The organism is Mycobacterium scrofulaceum (assembly GCF_001667885.1).
Lineage (GTDB): Bacteria > Actinomycetota > Actinomycetes > Mycobacteriales > Mycobacteriaceae > Mycobacterium > Mycobacterium scrofulaceum_C.
Genome location: NZ_LZJW01000087.1, coordinates 126982 through 144081, shown reverse-complemented (window position 1 = coordinate 144081; position 17100 = coordinate 126982). Strand labels below are relative to the sequence as shown.

Genomic DNA, 17100 nt, shown 5'->3' with positions numbered 1-17100 from the left:
GATGACCGCCACCGACTACGTCGCGCTTGTCGACACCACCCGGGACGAACTGAGGGATCGCATCGGGCGGGCGCGGGACCGCTTCGACCGGTTGGTCCGCATCGCCGACCCGCATGCCCCCGTTCCCGGCTTGGACTGGACCGTTCAGCAGGTCGTCGCTCACGTGCTGTCGGTCGCGCACCGCTACCAGGCGTTTGCTGAGGGACGGGACTTCCGCCGCGCCGCCTACCCGCGCGAATTGGACGAAATCAACCGCGCCGAGCTCAACGCGTTGTTGGCGCCGGTCCGCGAAATCGCCGACCAGATCAGCGATCTCGCCCCCGTCATGGACGCGTTATTCGATACCTGCTCGAACGAGCTTGTGTACGAGGCCCATTGCGGCGCATTCGCGGACGGCATCACGCTGCAGACAAACTGGCTCGGTGAGTTGATCCTCCACGGGCGGGACGTCGCGCGGGCGACCAGGACCCCTTGGGAGGTTGAGGAACGCGACATGCTGCTCATCGCACGCGGTCTCATGCAGCTTGGCGAGGGGCCGGGATACGTGCGCGCGGGGTTGCCCGCCGGCACCGATGTCTGCGTCGCCTTCAAGCTCCCCGGTGCGCGCCCTTATGTGATCCGTATTCACGACGGTGCCGCGGAAATGCGCGGGCGCCGGCCCGCCGATCGCCCGGACGCCGTGCTCAGGATGCCCGCTTCGACATTGTGCGACATGCTCTACCAGCGCATCGGTCCGCTGACCGCTGCCCGCAGGGGCCTGATGATCGTCGGCGGGCGCCGGCCGTGGAAGGCACTCAAGCTGCAGTCCTGTTTCGAACGACTATGACACCCCGGATCACTAGGATCCCTGCACATGGCCGCCGCAGACCTCGTCGTCACCGGAACCGTACTGACCGTCGACGAAAAGCGGCCCACCGCCGAGGCGCTCGCCGTCGCCGACGGGCGCATCGTCGCCGTAGGCAGCCGCTCGGAAATCGAGGCGTACCTCGGCCCGGACACCCGGACCCTCGACCTCGGCGACGGCTGCGTCATGCCCGGATTCGTTGAGGCGCATGGTCATCCGCTGATGGAGGCCCTGGCGCTCTCGGACCGGATCGTCGACATCCGGCCCGTCACGCTGCCCGCCGCCGACGACGTCGTCGCCGCGGTGCGCCGCGAGGTCGCCGCCAGGGGAGCGGACGGCGCCTACCTGAACGGCTGGGACCCGCTGCTGCAGTCCGGGTTACCGCAGCCCACGCTGGCCTGGCTGGACGAGATCGCGCCGGACGGGCCGCTGATCATCATCCACAACTCCGGGCACAAGGCCTATTTCAATTCGCCCGCGGCCCGCCGCGCCGGCCTGACCCGCGACACCCCCGACCCCAAGGGCGCCCGGTACGGCCGCGACGCGCACGGCGAGCTGGACGGCACCGCCGAGGAGACCGGCGCGGTGTTCCCGTTGCTGGCCGGGGCCATCGCGCCCGGCGACTACCCGGAGATGCTGCTCGCCGAATGCGCGCGGCTCAACCGCGCCGGCCTGACCACCTGCTCGGAGATGGCGTTCGACCCGGCGTTCGGGCCGGTGGTCGCGCGGCTGCGCGACGAGCTGACGGTCCGGCTGCGCACCTACGAGATCTCCAACCCGCAGATGCGCACCGACGCCGCCCCGGGCCAGGGCGACGACATGCTGCGCCAGGTCGGCATCAAGATCTGGGTCGACGGCTCCCCGTGGGTCGGCAACATCGCCCTGTCCTTCCCGTACCTGGACACCGACGCCACCCGCACCATCGGCGTGCCGCCCGGTTCGTGCGGCCACGCCAACTACACCCGCGAACAGCTGAGCGAAATCGTCGGCGCCTACTTCCCGTTGGGCTGGCCGATGGCGTGCCACGTGCAGGGCGACGCCGGGGTGGACACCATCCTCGACGTCTACGAGGAGGCGCTCAAGCGCCACCCGCGCGAAGATCACCGGCTCCGGCTCGAGCACGTCGGCGCCATCCGGCCCGAGCAGCTGCAACGCGCCGCCGACCTCGGCGTCACCTGCAGCATCTTCGTGGACCAGATCCACTACTGGGGTGACATCATCGTGGACGGCCTGTTCGGTCCCGAACGCGGATCCCGTTGGATGCCAGCCGGTTCCGCGGTCGCCACCGGCATGCGCATCTCCTTGCACAACGACCCCCCGGTCACCCCCGAGGAGCCGTTGCGCAACATCAGCGTCGCGGTCACCCGGACTGCGCCCAGCGGCCGGGTGCTGGCGCCCGAGGAGCGGTTGACGGTCGACCAGGCGATCCGCGCACAGACCATCGACGCGGCGTGGCAGCTGTTCTCCGACGACGTGATCGGCTCGCTGGAGGTCGGCAAGTACGCCGACCTGGTGGTGCTGTCGGCCGACCCGCGGACCGTGCCGCCCGAGCAGATCGCCGACCTCGAGGTGCGCGCGACGTTCCTGGCGGGCCGCCAGGTCTACGGCCGGTGACGCCCACGCGCCCGCCCCGCCTGCAAGACCTGGTGGACCGCCTCCACGTGGTCGCGTTGCCAATGCGGGTGCGGTTCCGCGGCATCACGACCCGGGAGGTCGCGCTGATCGAGGGCCCCGCCGGCTGGGGGGAGTTCGGTGCCTTCCTGGAGTACGCGCCGCCCGAGGCCGCGCACTGGCTCGCCGCCGGCATCGAGGCCGCCTACCGCCCGCCGCCGCAGCCGCGGCGCGACCGCATCCCGATCAACGCCACCGTCCCGGCCGTCGACCCGGCCCGGGTGGGCGAGGTGCTGGCCCGGTTCCCCGGCGCCCGCACGGCCAAGGTGAAGGTCGCGGAGCCGGGTCAGACGCTCGCCGACGATGTCGACCGGGTCAACGCCGTGCGCGAACTCGTGCCGACCGTGCGGGTCGACGCCAACGGCGGCTGGAGCGTCGACGAGGCCGCCCGGGCCGCCCACGCCCTCACCGCCGACGGCCCGCTGGAATACCTCGAGCAACCGTGCGCGACCGTGGACGAACTCGCGGCGCTGCGTGCGCGGCCGGACATGCCGGACGTGCCGATCGCCGCCGACGAAAGCATCCGCAAGGCCGATGACCCGCTCGCGGTCGTGCGCGCCCGCGCCGCCGACATCGCGGTCCTCAAAGTCGCTCCGCTGGGCGGCATTTCGGCCATGCTGTCGATCGCCGCGCAGATCGACATCCCGGTGGTGGTCTCCAGCGCGATCGACTCGGCGGTGGGGATCGCGGCCGGGCTGGCCGCGGCGGCGGCCCTGCCGGTGTTGCGCCACGCCTGCGGACTGGGCACCGGCGGGTTGTTCGTCGACGACGTCGTCGACGTCGCCCCGCCCGTGGACGGCACCCTGGCGGTCGGGCCGGTGACCCCCGATCCGGCGCGGCTGCGGGCGCTGGCCGCGCCCCCGGAGCGGCGGCAGTGGTGGATCGACCGGGTCACGGCCTGCCACCCGCTCCTTGTACCGTCGTCCGAGTGATCAACCTGGCTTACGACGACCGCGGCTCCGGAGAGCCCGTGGTGTTCATCAGCGGCCACGGCGGCGCCGGGCGGACCTGGCACCCGTATCAGGTCCCCGCGTTCCTGGCGGCCGGCTACCGCGTCATCACGTTCGACAACCGCGGGATCGGCGCCACCGAGAATGCGCAGGGCTTCTCGACGCAGACCATGGTCGCCGACACCGCGGCGCTGATCGAAGGGCTGAACGCCGCCCCGGCCCGCGTCGTCGGCATGTCGATGGGCGCGTTCATCGCCCAGGAACTCATGCTGGCCCGCCCGGAACTGGTGCACTCGGCGGTGTTGATGGGCACCCGCGGCCGGATGGACAAGGCGCGCCAGTTTTTTCGCGACGCCGAGGCCGAGCTCTCCGACGCCGGGGTCCAGCTGCCGAACTCCTACGACGCGAAAATCCGCCTGCTGGAAAACTTTTCGCGCAAGACGCTCAACGACGACGTCGCCGTCGCCGACTGGATCGCGATGTTTTCCATGTGGCCGATCAAGTCCACCCCGGGCACGCGCTGCCAGCTGGACGTCGCCCCCTACACCAACCGGTTGCCGGCCTACCGCAGCATCGCGACCCCGGTGCTGGTGATCGGCTTCTCCGACGACGTGCTGACGCCGCCCTACCTGGGGCGCGAGGTCGCCGACGCGCTGCCCAACGGCCGGTACGTGCAGATCCCCGACGCAGGCCACCTCGGGTTCTTCGAGCGCCCCGACGCCGTCAACGACGCGGCGCTGAAGTTCTTCGCCAGCAACTAGGCCCGCGCCCCACGTCGGCTTTCCGGGCGAACCAGCCCGCCAACTCCACGTTCGGCCCCAGGTCGGGGGGTTGTGACAGGCTGTAGGAGTGAACCCCTCGACGACACAGGCCCGCGTCGTCGTTGACGAGCTGATTCGCGGCGGCGTCCGCGACGTGGTGCTGTGCCCCGGGTCGCGCAACGCGCCGCTGGCCTTCGCGCTGCACGACGCGGACCGCGCCGGCCGGATCCGGCTGCACGTCCGCATCGACGAGCGCACCGCCGGCTACCTGGCCATCGGGCTGGCGATCGCCGCCGGCGCCCCGGTGTGTGTCGCGATGACGTCGGGCACCGCCGTGGCCAACCTCGGGCCGGCCGTGGTGGAGGCCAACTACGCGCGGGTGCCGCTGATCGTGCTGTCGGCCAACCGGCCCTACGAGATGCTGGGCACCGGGGCCAACCAGACCATGGAGCAGCTCGGTTATTTCGGCACCCAGGTCCGCGCCGCCATCAGCCTGGGCCTGGCCGAGGACGCGCCCGAGCGCCTCGACGCCTTCAACGCCACGTGGCGGTCGGCCACTTGCCGAGTCCTGGCGGCCGCCACGGGATCTCGCACCGCCAACGCCGGCCCGGTGCAGTTCGACATCCCGCTGCGCGAACCGCTGGTGCCCGGTCCCGAACCCCAGGGCGCCGCTGTGCCGCAGGGGCGGCCCGGCGGGCGGCCGTGGACTTACACGCCGCCGGTCACGTTCGACCAGCCGTTGGACATCGACCTGTCGCCCGACACCATCGTCATCGCCGGGCACGGCGCGGGCGTGCACCCCAACCTTGCGCAGTTGCCGACGGTCGCCGAATCGACGGCGCCCGCCCCGGAAAATCCGCTGCATCCGCTGGCCCTGCCGCTGCTGCGCCCGAAGCAGGTGATCATGCTGGGGCGGCCCACCCTGCACCGCCCGGTGTCGGCGCTGCTGGCGGATCCTAAGGTGCCGGTGTACGCGTTGACCACCGGGCCGCGCTGGCCCGACGTCTCGGGCAACTCGCAGGCCACGGGGACGCGCGCGGTCACCACCGGAACCCCCAATCCGGCCTGGCTGAAGCGCTGCGCGGAGGTGAATCGGCACGCCAACGAGGCGGTGCGGGGCCAGCTCGAGGCGCACCCGCTGACCACCGGCTTGCACGTGGCGGCGGCCGTGGCGGACGCGCTGCGGCCCGGTGATCAGCTGGTCCTGGGGGCGTCCAACCCGGTCCGCGACGCGGCCCTGGTCGGCCTGGACACCCACGGCATCCGGGTCCGCTCCAACCGCGGGGTGGCCGGCATCGACGGCACGGTGTCCACCGCGATCGGGGCCGCGCTCGCCTACGAGGGGCGCACCGTCGCGCTGATCGGTGACCTGACGTTCGTGCACGACAGCTCCGGGCTGCTGATCGGGCCCACCGAGCCGACCCCGCGCCAGCTGACCATCGTGGTCTCCAACGACAACGGCGGAGGCATCTTCGAGCTGCTCGAGCAGGGTGACCCGCGGTTCTCCGACGTGTCGTCGCGAATCTTCGGAACGCCGCACGACGTCGACGTGGGTGCGCTGTGCCGCGCCTATCACGTCGAGAGCCGCCAGATCGAGGTCGACCAGCTCGGCGCGGCGCTCGACGAACCCGCGCCCGGTATGCGGGTGCTGGAGGTCAAGGCCGACCGGTCGTCGCTGCGGCAGCTGCATGCGGCCATCAAGGCGGCCCTTTGAGGATCTCGTGAACCAGCTGAAAAGGTTGCTGCACATACTGATTCATGGCCGCAGCGATAAGCCGCCCAACACCCGATCGCGGATCGCGTTGCGCTGGGCCCGCATTGCGGTGCTGATCGTGACCGGCCTGGTCACGCTGCAGTCGGTCTTGCTGGTCGCCGGCGCCTGGCGCGACGACCTTGCGATTCAACACAACATGGGGGTGGCGCAGGCCGAGGTGCTCAGCGCCGGGCCGCGCCGCTCCACCATCGAATTCGTCACACCCGAACGGGTCACGTATCGCCCGGAGCTCGGCGTGTTGTATCCGTCGCATCTGGCCACGGGCATGCGGATTTACATCGAGTACAACAAGAACGACCCCAATCTGGTTCGGGTGCAGCACCGCAACGCCGGGCTGGCCATCATCCCGGCCGGCTCCATTGCGGTGGTGTGCTGGCTGGTTGCCACCGTTCTCCTGGTAGTCCTGGCGGTGCTCGACAAGCTGCTGGATCGCAGGCCCGAGGCGAAGATCACACCCGCCTAGCTGGGGTTGGAACCGTCCGACCAGCAGATTTCGCGCGACGTATGCCCGCAGGCAACCTTCGCGACAGCCGGCGCTGACACCGTAGTGGTGTGCGCGTTGCCATCGTCGCCGAATCGTTCCTGCCGGAAGTTAATGGTGTCAGCAACTCGGTGCTCCGGGTACTCGAGCATTTGCGCCGGACCGGTCACGAAGCCCTCGTCATCGCCCCGGACACTCCGCCCGGTGTGATGCCGGCGGATCGCGTCCACGACGGAATCCGCGTGCATCGGGTTCCCTCGCGGATGTTTCCGAAGGTCACCACCCTGCCACTGGGCGTGCCGATGCCTCGGATGCTCAGCGTGCTGCGCGGATTCGACCCGCACGTGGTGCATTTGGCCTCGCCGGCTCTGTTGGGGTATGGCGGTGTCAAGGCGGCCCGCTGGCTCGGGGTGCCCACCGTCGCCGTGTATCAAACGGACGTACCGGGTTTCGCGGCGAGCTATGGCATCCCGATGACATCGCGGGCCGCGTGGGCCTGGTTCCGGCATCTGCACAGCCTGGCCGACCGCACCCTGGCACCGTCCACCGTGACAATGGAATCGCTTGTCGCACACAGGTTTCCGCGAGTTCACCACTGGGCGCGCGGCGTCGACGTGCTGCGGTTCGCCCCGTCGGGGCGAGACGAGGCGCTGCGGCGCCGTTGGTCACCGCAGGGCAAGTCGATCGTCGGCTTCGTGGGGCGCCTGGCTCCCGAGAAGCACGTCGAGCGGCTGATTCCGCTGGCGGCGCGCGACGACATACAACTCGTCATCGTCGGTGACGGCGTCGACCGACCCAAGCTGCAAAAGGCAATGCCGACAGCGGTTTTCACCGGCGCGCTGTACGGCGACGAACTCGCCGCGGCGTACGCCAGCATGGATGTCTTCGTGCATCCCGGCGAGCATGAGACGTTTTGCCAAGTCGTGCAGGAAGCGCTGGCGTCGGGGTTGCCGGTGATCGCCCCCGACGCCGGCGGCCCACGCGACCTCGTCACGCCGTGGCGCACCGGTTTGTTACTGGGCGTCGACGAGTTCGAGGCGAGGTTGCCCGCGGCCGTCACCCATTTGATCGACGAACGCCACCGTTACGCCCTGGCGGCCCGGCGCAGTGTGCTCGGCCGCAGTTGGCCGGTCATCTGTGACGAGCTGCTCGGCCACTACGAGGCGGTGCTGTCGCCGTTCGCCCGCAGGCGGATGTTCGCCAAGCGGTACGCGCAGGGCGGGTAGGCGGCGGCCGGCCCCACCAGCCTGGCAGCGGCCCTCGGCGGCCGGAAGCCAGCGCGTTTTCGGCCCAGCGGGCCGTTCTCCGGCCATTTTCTGGGTCGCGGGGTCAGAATGGGCCTGATAGGAGGGGCCCATATGTCGTCCCATTTGGAAGTCTGGAAGCCGTCGGGGCGGGAGCTGATCGCGCTGAGCGGCGAGCGAGTGACCCTCGGCAAGTCCTTGACCAATGCGGTGTCGTTAGAGCACGACCCGACCGTGTCGCGGGTGCACGCAGTTCTGGAGAATTTCGGGCAGGCCTGGTCGGTGCGGGACTTGGGTAGCCGCAACGGCACTTACGTCAACGGCGAAAGGATCGCTGCGGAACGGCTCCTGCGGTCGGGAGACGAATTGCGGTTGGGCAGTTCACGGTTGGTCTTCTGGATGACCAAAGGGGCTGACGATGCCCCGGGTGATCAGGAGACCGAAACCGGCAAGTCCATCCTGCGGCCGCCGCGGATGACCGCGCGCGAACTCGAGGTCCTCAAGGTTTTGTGCCGGCCCTTTGTCACCGATGACCCGTTTCCCGAGCCTGCATCGGTTCGTCGGATGGCGCAGGAACTGTTCGTCACGGAAGCGGCGGTCAAGCAACACTTGCAGCACCTGTACGACAAGTTCGGCATCACGGCGGAGGGAGATCGCCGAGTCCGGCTGGCCAACGCTGCCATTCGCCTGGGGGCCGTCAACCGTTCCATGCTGCGTGACCGCCGGTCGTAGCAGAAGTGAGAGCGCGGGAGCTACCGGGACCGGCCGTGTGACTTGGACAGTTCGTCGAGCAACCCGCCGCCCAGCATGGCGACGGCGTTGAGGGCACTGCGGCGGTATCCGTCGCAGGTGGGGCATGATTCGATATGGCGCGCAATGCGTTTCCGCATCAGGACGGTGAACTGGTGGTCCCAGCCGGACAGCTCCGCAGCCAGCTGCGGGCATCCGTGCTGGGAAGCGTGGCGGGCCACCAACAGTGCGCCCAGCGAGCGTTCGATGGTGTCGCGCAGTCGCTGCAGGACCTTCTTGGTGGAGTCGTAACTGATGCCCAGGACATGCGCGAGCTCGGTTCCGGTTGCGCCGTGGCGGTAGGCGAGCTCCAGCACCCGGCGGTCGCGCTCGCACAATCCGTCGGCCGCCTGGGTGATCAGTTGACGGAGTTCGTTCTGGGCCGTCAGCGTAAACGGTCCCGGACCGGTCGCCGCGTCATCGGGCAGTTCGTCACATGCGGCCTCGCGGCGGCGATCCGACAGGGTCCGCAGCGCGCTGCGGCGGGCGATGGCGTAGAGCCAGGGCCGCAGCTTGTCCGCGTCACGCAGCTTGGGCAGCTCCGTCGTGGCGGTGCAGAAGACGTCCTGCACGCAGTCGGAGGCGGCGTCGCGGTCACGCAGCATGCCGACGCAGTAGGCGTGCAGTGGGGCTGCGTAGCGGTTGTAGATGCCGGCCAGCGCCGCGCGATCACCGGCCGCCGCGGCCCGGGCGAGGTCCGCATCGCTGACGATGCGGTTGTTCGGCAGTGTGGTCATCGAAGTCATGACTGAAATGCTCGGCCATTATCGGGGATCGGGTAATTACCGTGGGGGCCAGTTTTCCGCTCCCGGAGGGGAAGGGTTTCCTACCCATTCGGTAAGGGTTCCGCTTGCGGCAAATCGAGTACCGGCGTACTGGAGACAGCCGGTGGGCACGGCGGGATCATCGGATCACCAAGGGTTTCCGAGCCGACACCCTGACGGCTCGGTGGTACAGAAAGGACTCGCAAGGATGGTCACGACGCGCGCGGAGGCGGCGGAGTACGTCAAGGATGCGGGAGGGTTGAAGCTCGTCGTCTACGGGGCCGACGGGCGCGAGGTCGCGGCGATGTTCGTGCAAGGGTCGGTGACGTATAACCCCGAGGAATCGACCTTCATCGCCGTCGCCGAGGACGGCCACCCGGTGGGCGAGCTGTTCGTCGACGAATCGGTCGATTACGACGAGAACATCGACGCCTTCGTCATTCGCACCGCTCGCTAGTCTCGGTGGTGTCGCGACGAGCGATGGCGAAGGCTCTGGCCATTAGGGGTGGGGCGCCGACGTCCGTCGCTCGCTACCCCTGGGCCAGCTCGGCGACGGGCTGCCATTCCTCCCAGGTGCGCAGCCGGCTCTCATAGTCGGCCTTGGCCGTCTGCAGCGGCGACGACCCGAAAAACACTCGCAGCGGCGGCTTTTCGGCGTCGACCACCTTCAGCAGCGCCGCGGCCGACGCCTCCGGATTGCCCGGGCTGGCCCAGCGCTTACTGCGCTCGGCCTGCACGGCGGCGCGGACTTCGTCGTAGGCCGGCAGCGGGTCGGCGTGCTTGGCCGAATCTCCGGCCCAGTCGGTGTCGAAGCCGCCCGGCTCGATCAGCGTGACGTGCACGCCGAACGGGGCGACCTCCTGGGCCAGCGCCTGCGAGAAGCCTTCCAGGGCCCACTTGGACGCGTGGTAGATGCCGACCAGCGGGAACGCGGAGATGCCGCCGATCGAGGACACCTGGATGATGTGGCCGCTGCCCTGCTCGCGCAGATACGGCAGCGCGGCCTGGGTGATCCACAGCGCCCCAAAGACGTTGGTCTCGATCTGATCCCGGGCGTCTTGTTCGGAGAGTTCCTCGACGAACCCGAATTGCCCGTAGCCGGCGTTGTTGACCACGATGTCCAGGCGGCCGAAGTGGTCGTGCGCCTGCTTGACCGCGGCGAAGTCGGCGTCCCGATCGGTGACGTCCAGACGGATCGGCAACAGCGCCTCGCCGTATTTCTCTTTCAAGTCCTCGAGCGAGGCGGTGTTGCGGGCCGTGGCGGCGACCTTGTCGCCGCGCTCCAGCGCCGCGATCGCCCATGCGCGTCCGAACCCTCGCGATGTCCCGGTGATAAACCAAACTTTTTCAGTCACGCAGTGTTGCAACGCCGCCGCCACCGCGTAATTCCCAGGCGGTAGCGTTTCCTTCGTGAGTCGCGCGGCGTTGGACAAGGACCCCCGGGATGTCGCGTCGATGTTCGACGGCGTCGCCCGCCGGTATGACGTGACCAACACCGTGCTGTCGCTGGGTCAGGACCGGTACTGGAGGAGCGCAACCCGGTCGGCGCTGGAGATTGGACCCGGCCAGCAGGTGCTGGACCTGGCCGCGGGCACCGCGGTGTCGACGGTCGAGCTGAGGAAATCGGGTGCGTGGTGCGTGGCGGCCGACTTCTCGGTCGGGATGCTCGCGGCGGGCGCCGCGCGCGACGTCCCGAAAGTCGCCGCCGACGCCACCCGACTGCCGTTCGGTGATGACGTATTCGATGCCGTCACAATCAGTTTCGGGTTGCGCAACGTCGTCGACCCGCAGGCGGCGCTGCGCGAGATGGCCCGCGTCACCCGGCCGGGCGGCCGATTGGTGGTGTGCGAATTCTCCACGCCGACCAATGGGCTGTTCGCCACCGCCTACAAGGAGTACCTGATGCGGGCGCTGCCGCGGGTGGCCCGCGCGGTGTCCAGCAATCCCGACGCCTACGTGTATCTCGCGGAGTCGATCAGGGCGTGGCCGGACCAGTCGCACCTGGCGCGCGACATCTCCCGGGCCGGGTGGGCGGCCGTGCGGTGGCGCAACCTGACCGGCGGCATCGTGGCATTACACGCGGCCTACAAGCCGCTGCGCTGAGAACGCGTTAGTGGGTGCCGGCCCGCTGAACGAAGCCGACCTGGTCGGGGCAGTAGTGGTCCACCGCGGCCCCGAGGAACTGGAACGCCTGGCCCTGGGTTGTGCCCCGCGGCAGGTTGTGCTGGATGAAGTTGGCCGACTTGTACGGGTCGCCGTCCACGCCGCGGCCGATCCGGTCGCAGGTGATTTTGCCCAGCCAGGCGAGCTGGTCCTGCGGCTGGTAGATGCCGAAGCCGTTGACCGTGTTCTTGAACGGGGCGTCGTAGTCGTTCGACGGCGGCGGCGAGGCCAGCGCCGGCGCGGCCAGCGCGACGGCGGCGGCGGCCAGGCCGCCGATAGTAGCCAGCTTCGTTCCCTTCATTAGCCGGACTATACACCGCTGTGTTGAAGCGCGCGGAAAATTGTTGACTCCCGCGACCCGGCCGGAAGCCTTTTCCTGCACGTCAACGCCTCAGCTGAACGGCACCCGGCGATCGATCAGCCGCGACAGCCGGCCGCCTCCGCGCCAGGCCCGCGCGACCCAGTCGGCGTCGTCGTCGGTGACCAGGTTGGCCATCACCCGGACGGCGATCGTCATCAGCTTGGGGGAGCGCATCGCGATCGGTCCGGTCGCGGGCAGGAAGCGCTGAAAGGTCAGCAGCAGCGCCAGCCGGCGCGCGACCGAGAATCCCCGGCCGTAGTGCTGCTGCAGCAGCGAGGGCCACACCCGCGACAAGTCTTGAGACAGGCCACGGCAGTCCAGCAGCTCGGCGGCCAGCCGTCCGGTCTCCATCCCGTAGTCGATGCCCTCCCCGTTGAGGGGGTTGACGCAGGCCGCGGCGTCGCCGATCAGCATCCAGTTGGGTCCGGCCACCCCGGACACCGCGCCGCCCATCGGCAACAGCGCCGACGACACGGCCCGCGGCGGCCCCGTGAAGCCCCATTCCTCGCGGCGCAGGTCGGTGTAATAGTCGATCAGCGGGCGCAGGGCCAGGTCGGCCGGCCGCTTCGACGTCGACAACGCTCCGACGCCGATGTTCACCTCGCCGTTGCCCAGCGGGAAGATCCAGCCGTAGCCGGGCAGCACCTTGTCGTCGGGTCCGCGCAGTTCCAGGTGCGACGTCAGCCACGGGTCGTCAGCGTGCGGGGTGGCCAGATACCCGCGCGCCGCGACGCCGTACACCGTCTCCTGGTGCCACCGCCGGCCCAGCTTGCGGCCCAGCGAAGACCGGGCTCCGTCGGCCACGATCAGCCGCCGGCATCCCACCTCCGAACCGTCGGCCAGCGTCAGCGACACCACTCGCCCAGACGAATCATGATGCACCGCAACGGCTTTGGTGCCCAACGTCATTCGCGCGCCGGAGTCCTCGGCGACTTTGCGGATCCGGTCGTCCAGCTCGAGTCGGGCCACCGCGCTGCCGGTCGAGGGGAACGAGGGTCCCGGCCAGTCGACTTGCACCTCGCCGCCGAACCCGCTCATCCGCAGGCCGCGATGCCGGATGCGGGTGTCCAGCCAGTCGCCCAGGCCGAGCCGTTCGCACTCGGCGACCGCGCGCGGCGTCAGCCCGTCACCGCAGGCCTTGTCCCGGGGGAAGCTGGCGGAGTCGATGACCAGCACGTCGTGGCCCGCGCGCGCCGCCCACGCGGCCGCGGCCGAACCGGCGGGTCCGGCGCCCACGACCACCAGGTCGGCTTTCGTCTCCACGCTCACCAGTATGTTGGTCGGGTGAGTACTCCGGCGACGGTGGTGGCGGGCATCGACTTCGGCGACCCCGCCTTCGCCGCCACGGTCCGCGACGGCGTCTGGCGCATCGAACAGCTGATGGACACCGAGCTGCGCAGCGCCGACGAGGTGATGACCGACTCGCTGACGCACCTGTTCAAGGCCGGCGGCAAGCGATTCCGGCCGCTGTTCACCGTCCTGTCCGCCCAGATCGGGCCGTCCCCCGACGCGCACGAGGTGACGATCGCCGGCTCGGTGATCGAGCTGGTGCACCTGGCCACGCTCTACCACGACGACGTGATGGACGAGGCGGAGGTGCGCCGCGGTGCGCCCACCGCGAACGTCCGCTGGGGGAACAACGTCGCGATCCTGGCCGGCGATTACCTGTTTGCCACCGCGTCGCGGTTGGTGTCGCGGCTCGGCCCCGAGGCGGTGCGGTTGATCGCCGAGACGTTCGCCCAACTGGTGACCGGGCAGATGCGGGAGACGCGCGGGCTGACGGGGCCGGCCGAGGGCGCCGACCCGATCGAGCACTACCTGAAGGTGGTGTACGAGAAGACCGCCTGCCTGATCGCCGCGGCGGGCCGGTTCGGCGCCATGTTCTCCGGCGCCGACGCCGAGCAGGTCGAGCGGCTCAGCCGGCTCGGCGGCATCGTGGGCACCGCCTTCCAGATCTCCGACGACATCATCGACATCGACAGCGATTCGCACGAGTCCGGCAAGCTGCCCGGCACCGACGTGCGCGAGGGCGTTCACACGCTGCCGATGGTCTACGCGCTGCGCGAACCCGGGCCGGACGCGGCGCGGCTGCGCGAGCTGCTGGCCGGGCCCATCGACGACGACGAGGCGGTGGCCGAGGCGCTGACGCTGTTGCGGGCGTCCCCGGGGATGGCCAGGGCCAAGCAGACGCTGGCCGAATACGCCGGGCAGGCGCGCGACGAGCTGGCCCTGCTGCCCGACGTCCCCGGCCGGCGGGCGCTGCAGACGCTGGTCGACTACACCATCAGCCGGCACGGGTAGCGCGTCGGGGAACCTTGGCCGCCGTTTCAGGCGTTCAATTAGCGATAGTTGATGGTCCAAGGAGGAACCGATGACCTGGCATCCCCATGCCAACAGGCTGAAGACCTTCGCCCTGTTGGTCGGTATGTCCGCGTTGATCGTGTTTGTGGGCTCGCTGTTCGGCAGGACGGCGATGTTCCTGGCGGTGCTGTTCGCCATCGGCATGAACGTCTACACGTACTACAACAGCGACAAGCTGGCACTGCGCGCGATGCACGCACAGCCGGTGTCCGAGCTGCAGGCCCCGGTGATGTACCGGATCGTGCGCGAGCTCGCGACCGCCGCGCACCAGCCGATGCCCCGGTTGTACATCAGCGACACCAACGCCCCCAACGCGTTCGCGACCGGCCGCAACCCCCGCAACGCCGCGGTGTGTTGCACCACCGGCATTTTGGGGATCCTCAACGAACGCGAGCTGCGCGCGGTCCTGGGTCACGAGTTATCCCACGTTTACAACCGCGACATCCTCATCTCCTGCATCGCCGGAGCGATGGCGTCGATCATCACCGCCCTGGCGAACATGGCCATGTGGGCGGGCATGTTCGGCGGCAACCGGGACGGCGAGAATCCCTTTGCGCTGCTGCTGGTTTCGCTGCTGGGCCCGATCGCCGCCACCGTGGTGCGGCTCGCGGTGTCACGGTCGCGTGAGTACCAGGCGGACGAATCGGGCGCGGTGTTGACGGGCGACCCCCTGGCCCTGGCGTCGGCCCTGCGCAAGATCTCGGGCGGTGTTCAGGCGGCCCCGCTGCCGCCGGAGCCGCAGTTGGCCAGCCAGGCGCACTTGATGATCGCCAACCCGTTCCGCGCGGGTGAGCGGATCGGTTCGCTGTTCTCGACGCACCCACCGATAGAGGACCGCATCCGCCGGCTGGAGGCGATGGCGCGGGGCTAGCCGAAGCATGATCGCTTCGCGGAATTTGATATCGCCCGCGATATCAAATTCGACGAGAGCCATATGGTTCCGGAGACAGCCGGGTTTCTGGGGATGAGTGACTCCCGGATTTGATATCGCCCGTGCTATCACATTGCGCGTGAACCACTACACCTACCGCGCCCAGTGGTTGCCCGACTACAGCGAATACCTCGGCGTCTGCGTCGAATTGCCGTACCTGAGGCGTGAGGCGCCGACAGCCTCCCAGGCCGTGGCGGCCATCGAGGAGGCCGTCGCTGAGCATGTCGAAGTGCTCCGCGCCTGCGGCGACGCCGTTCCAGAACCGCTTTCCGAGCGCCGCCACAGCGGGAGATTCCTGGTGCGAACCTCACCGGAGTTGCATGCCCGCCTCGCCCTGGAAGCCGGCGAGCAGGGGGTGCCGATGAACCAGTGGATCGTCCAAAAGCTCAGCGGGAGGGCTCCAAGCGACACCTTCGGGCTCTCCGGGTGGGATTGAGCACGCCACTCAGGCGGCGGCCTCGGGCCTTTGGGCTTCGATGACCGCACTCGGATCCTTGCGAGGGGCATGGCCCGTCTCGAACCTTCCGCGGATGTTGACGGTGCCGCCGTTCGCCTCGTGCTGGCGTTGCCAGTCGCTGATCGTCTGATGCGCCGCGTGGTCCAGGTAGTGCACCGAAACATCCACGGTGACAACCGTTCCGGTGGGAACCGACGCCAGCACCCGGGTGAGCCGCGGAAGCGCGAGGAACGTGCACGCGGCACCCTCGATCTGCACCCGCCACTCGTCGTCGACGGACGCGGCCTCCACCTTGGCCCGGATCACCCGCCAGCCGGTCAGCGCGATGGCCAGCGCCAGGCCGATCATCACCCCGTGCAGCAGGTTGAGGAAGACGACGCAGACGGCGGTCACCAGGTACACGGCGAGATCGCCGTGCTTCATCGCGGTTTCGATGTGCGCCGGCTTGAGCAGCTGCATGCCGATGACGATGAGCAGCCCGGCGAGCGCGGCGGTGGGGATTTCGTCGACCAGCCCGGCGAACGGGATGGTGAACAGCAGGATCCACACGCCGTGCAGGAAGGCCGAGGCGCGCGACTTGGCGCCGGCGTTGACGTTGGTCGAGCTGCGGACGATCACGCCGGTGACCGGGAGCCCGCCGATCGTGCCCGACACCATGTTGGCGGCGCCCTGCCCGAACAATTCGCGGTTGAAGTCGGTGCGGGGCCCGTTGTGCATCCGGTCGACCGACACCGCCGACAGCAGGCTTTCGACGCTGGCGATGAGCGCGACGGTGATCACGCCGATGGCGACCGCACTCCAGTCATCGTGGGGAATGTCGGGCAGTTGCAGCGCGTCCAGCGGCGAGCCCTCGAGGTCGATCCGGCGCACGTGGAACGGAAAGACGACCGATATCACCGTCACGACCACGATCGCGACCAGCGGGCCGGGAACGCGGCGCACCTTGGCGGGAACCCACCGCCAGCAGACGAGGATCGCGATCACCAGGGCGCCCAGGATGACCCCGGGCCGGTGCGCGCCGATGATCTGCCCCGGCAGCTCGATGACGTTGTGCCAGGCCGTGCTCTTGGATTTCCCGCCCAGCAACACATGCGCCTGCTGCAGCGCGATCGTGATGCCGATGCCGGCCAACATGGCGTGCACGACCACCGGCGAGATCGCCAGTGCCGCCCGCGCGACCCGGCTGAGTCCTAACAGCACCTGCAGTGCGCCCGCAGCGACAGTAATGAAACACGTTACGCCCCAACCGAAGTCAGAAACCAAGTCGGCCACCACCACCGTCAGACCGGCCGCCGGGCCGCTGACCTGTAGCGGTGACCCGCCGATCGCGCCGACCACGATGCCGCCGACGATGGCGGCGATCAGGCCGGCGAGCACCGGGGCGTTGGACGCGATCGCGATCCCCAGGGACAACGGGAGGGCGACCAGGAAGACGACCAGCGACGAAGGCAGGTCGTGCCGGATGATCGATCGCACCTTGTCTTTGCGTGAGCGCTCGCCCTGGTGAGGTTGGTTGCCGAGCCGTTCGATGTTTTGCATCGGTCGCTTC

The 17100-nt window shown here is 69.3% G+C and carries 18 protein-coding genes; 13 read left to right on the top strand and 5 right to left on the bottom strand.

Going from position 1 to position 17100, the window contains the following annotated elements; all coding sequences use genetic code 11:
• Position 1 precedes the first annotated feature (1 nt).
• The 8 genes from A5681_RS13620 (at position 2) to A5681_RS13585 (ending at position 8457) form a co-directional block, all read left to right on the top strand.
• On the top strand, positions 2-826 hold the full coding sequence (locus A5681_RS13620; RefSeq protein ID WP_067275183.1) for a maleylpyruvate isomerase N-terminal domain-containing protein: 825 nt from the start codon (positions 2-4) through the stop codon (positions 824-826).
• A gap of 27 nt (positions 827-853) precedes the next feature.
• Positions 854-2458, top strand: a complete 1605-nt coding sequence (locus A5681_RS13615; protein WP_067275182.1) for an amidohydrolase — start codon at positions 854-856, stop codon at positions 2456-2458.
• Positions 2459-2520: 62 nt separating this feature from the next.
• Positions 2521-3447 carry an o-succinylbenzoate synthase gene (locus tag A5681_RS13610; RefSeq protein ID WP_067275290.1) on the top strand — a complete coding sequence of 309 codons (927 nt, stop codon included), beginning with the start codon at positions 2521-2523 and terminating at the stop codon, positions 3445-3447.
• A complete protein-coding gene (locus A5681_RS13605) occupies positions 3444-4226 on the top strand; it encodes an alpha/beta fold hydrolase (RefSeq protein ID WP_067275181.1) in 783 nt (260 codons plus the stop codon). The genes A5681_RS13610 and A5681_RS13605 overlap by 4 nt, the downstream gene beginning before the upstream one ends.
• A gap of 88 nt (positions 4227-4314) precedes the next feature.
• Entirely contained in the window at positions 4315-5940 is a 1626-nt protein-coding gene (menD, locus tag A5681_RS13600; RefSeq protein ID WP_067275180.1) for a 2-succinyl-5-enolpyruvyl-6-hydroxy-3-cyclohexene-1-carboxylic-acid synthase, read from the top strand.
• On the top strand, positions 5915-6463 hold the full coding sequence (locus tag A5681_RS13595; RefSeq protein ID WP_067275178.1) for a DUF3592 domain-containing protein: 549 nt from the start codon (positions 5915-5917) through the stop codon (positions 6461-6463). Before menD ends, A5681_RS13595 begins: the two co-directional genes overlap by 26 nt.
• Before the next feature lie 89 nt (positions 6464-6552).
• Positions 6553-7707: a glycosyltransferase family 4 protein gene (locus tag A5681_RS13590; RefSeq protein WP_067275176.1), complete on the top strand. Its 1155-nt coding sequence runs from the start codon at positions 6553-6555 to the stop codon at positions 7705-7707.
• A 132-nt stretch (positions 7708-7839) separates the two neighbouring features.
• Complete coding sequence (locus A5681_RS13585) at positions 7840-8457, top strand: FHA domain-containing protein (RefSeq protein ID WP_067275174.1); 618 nt, start codon at positions 7840-7842, stop codon at positions 8455-8457.
• 20 nt (positions 8458-8477) lie between these two features.
• Here the strand turns inward: A5681_RS13585 and A5681_RS13580 are convergent, their stop codons facing one another.
• Positions 8478-9260, bottom strand: coding sequence for an RNA polymerase sigma factor (locus A5681_RS13580; RefSeq protein WP_067275171.1), 783 nt, complete (start codon positions 9258-9260; stop codon positions 8478-8480).
• Positions 9261-9486: 226 nt separating this feature from the next.
• On the opposite strand from A5681_RS13580, the gene A5681_RS13575 reads away from it, so the two are divergent.
• Positions 9487-9735 carry a hypothetical protein gene (locus tag A5681_RS13575; protein WP_067275167.1) on the top strand — a complete coding sequence of 83 codons (249 nt, stop codon included), beginning with the start codon at positions 9487-9489 and terminating at the stop codon, positions 9733-9735.
• Between the two features lie 73 nt (positions 9736-9808).
• Here A5681_RS13575 and A5681_RS13570 read toward each other — a convergent pair whose 3' ends face one another.
• A complete protein-coding gene (locus A5681_RS13570; protein WP_067275287.1) occupies positions 9809-10633 on the bottom strand; it encodes an SDR family oxidoreductase in 825 nt (274 codons plus the stop codon).
• Between the two features lie 55 nt (positions 10634-10688).
• On the opposite strand from A5681_RS13570, the gene A5681_RS13565 reads away from it, so the two are divergent.
• Entirely contained in the window at positions 10689-11381 is a 693-nt protein-coding gene (locus A5681_RS13565) for a demethylmenaquinone methyltransferase (protein ID WP_067275164.1), read from the top strand.
• A gap of 7 nt (positions 11382-11388) precedes the next feature.
• Here A5681_RS13565 and A5681_RS13560 read toward each other — a convergent pair whose 3' ends face one another.
• Together A5681_RS13560 and menJ are read right to left on the bottom strand one after the other, a co-directional pair.
• Entirely contained in the window at positions 11389-11742 is a 354-nt protein-coding gene (locus A5681_RS13560; protein ID WP_067275161.1) for a DUF732 domain-containing protein, read from the bottom strand.
• Between the two features lie 90 nt (positions 11743-11832).
• Complete coding sequence (gene menJ, locus A5681_RS13555; protein ID WP_156737969.1) at positions 11833-13071, bottom strand: menaquinone reductase; 1239 nt, start codon at positions 13069-13071, stop codon at positions 11833-11835.
• A 15-nt stretch (positions 13072-13086) separates the two neighbouring features.
• Between menJ and grcC1 the strand changes: the two genes are divergently transcribed.
• From grcC1 to A5681_RS13540, 3 genes are all read left to right on the top strand, one after another.
• Positions 13087-14103, top strand: coding sequence for a nonaprenyl/(2E,6E)-farnesyl/geranylgeranyl diphosphat synthase (grcC1, locus tag A5681_RS13550; protein WP_067275280.1), 1017 nt, complete (start codon positions 13087-13089; stop codon positions 14101-14103).
• A 70-nt stretch (positions 14104-14173) separates the two neighbouring features.
• Positions 14174-15034, top strand: a complete 861-nt coding sequence (gene htpX, locus A5681_RS13545; protein WP_067275159.1) for a zinc metalloprotease HtpX — start codon at positions 14174-14176, stop codon at positions 15032-15034.
• Positions 15035-15173: 139 nt separating this feature from the next.
• The gene (locus tag A5681_RS13540; RefSeq protein WP_067275156.1) at positions 15174-15530 is read left to right on the top strand and encodes a type II toxin-antitoxin system HicB family antitoxin; all 357 of its coding nucleotides are present in this window, start codon (positions 15174-15176) and stop codon (positions 15528-15530) included.
• Between the two features lie 9 nt (positions 15531-15539).
• On the opposite strand, the gene A5681_RS13535 is transcribed toward A5681_RS13540, so the two are convergent.
• Positions 15540-17090, bottom strand: coding sequence for a SulP family inorganic anion transporter (locus tag A5681_RS13535; RefSeq protein ID WP_067275155.1), 1551 nt, complete (start codon positions 17088-17090; stop codon positions 15540-15542).
• Positions 17091-17100 lie beyond the last annotated feature (10 nt).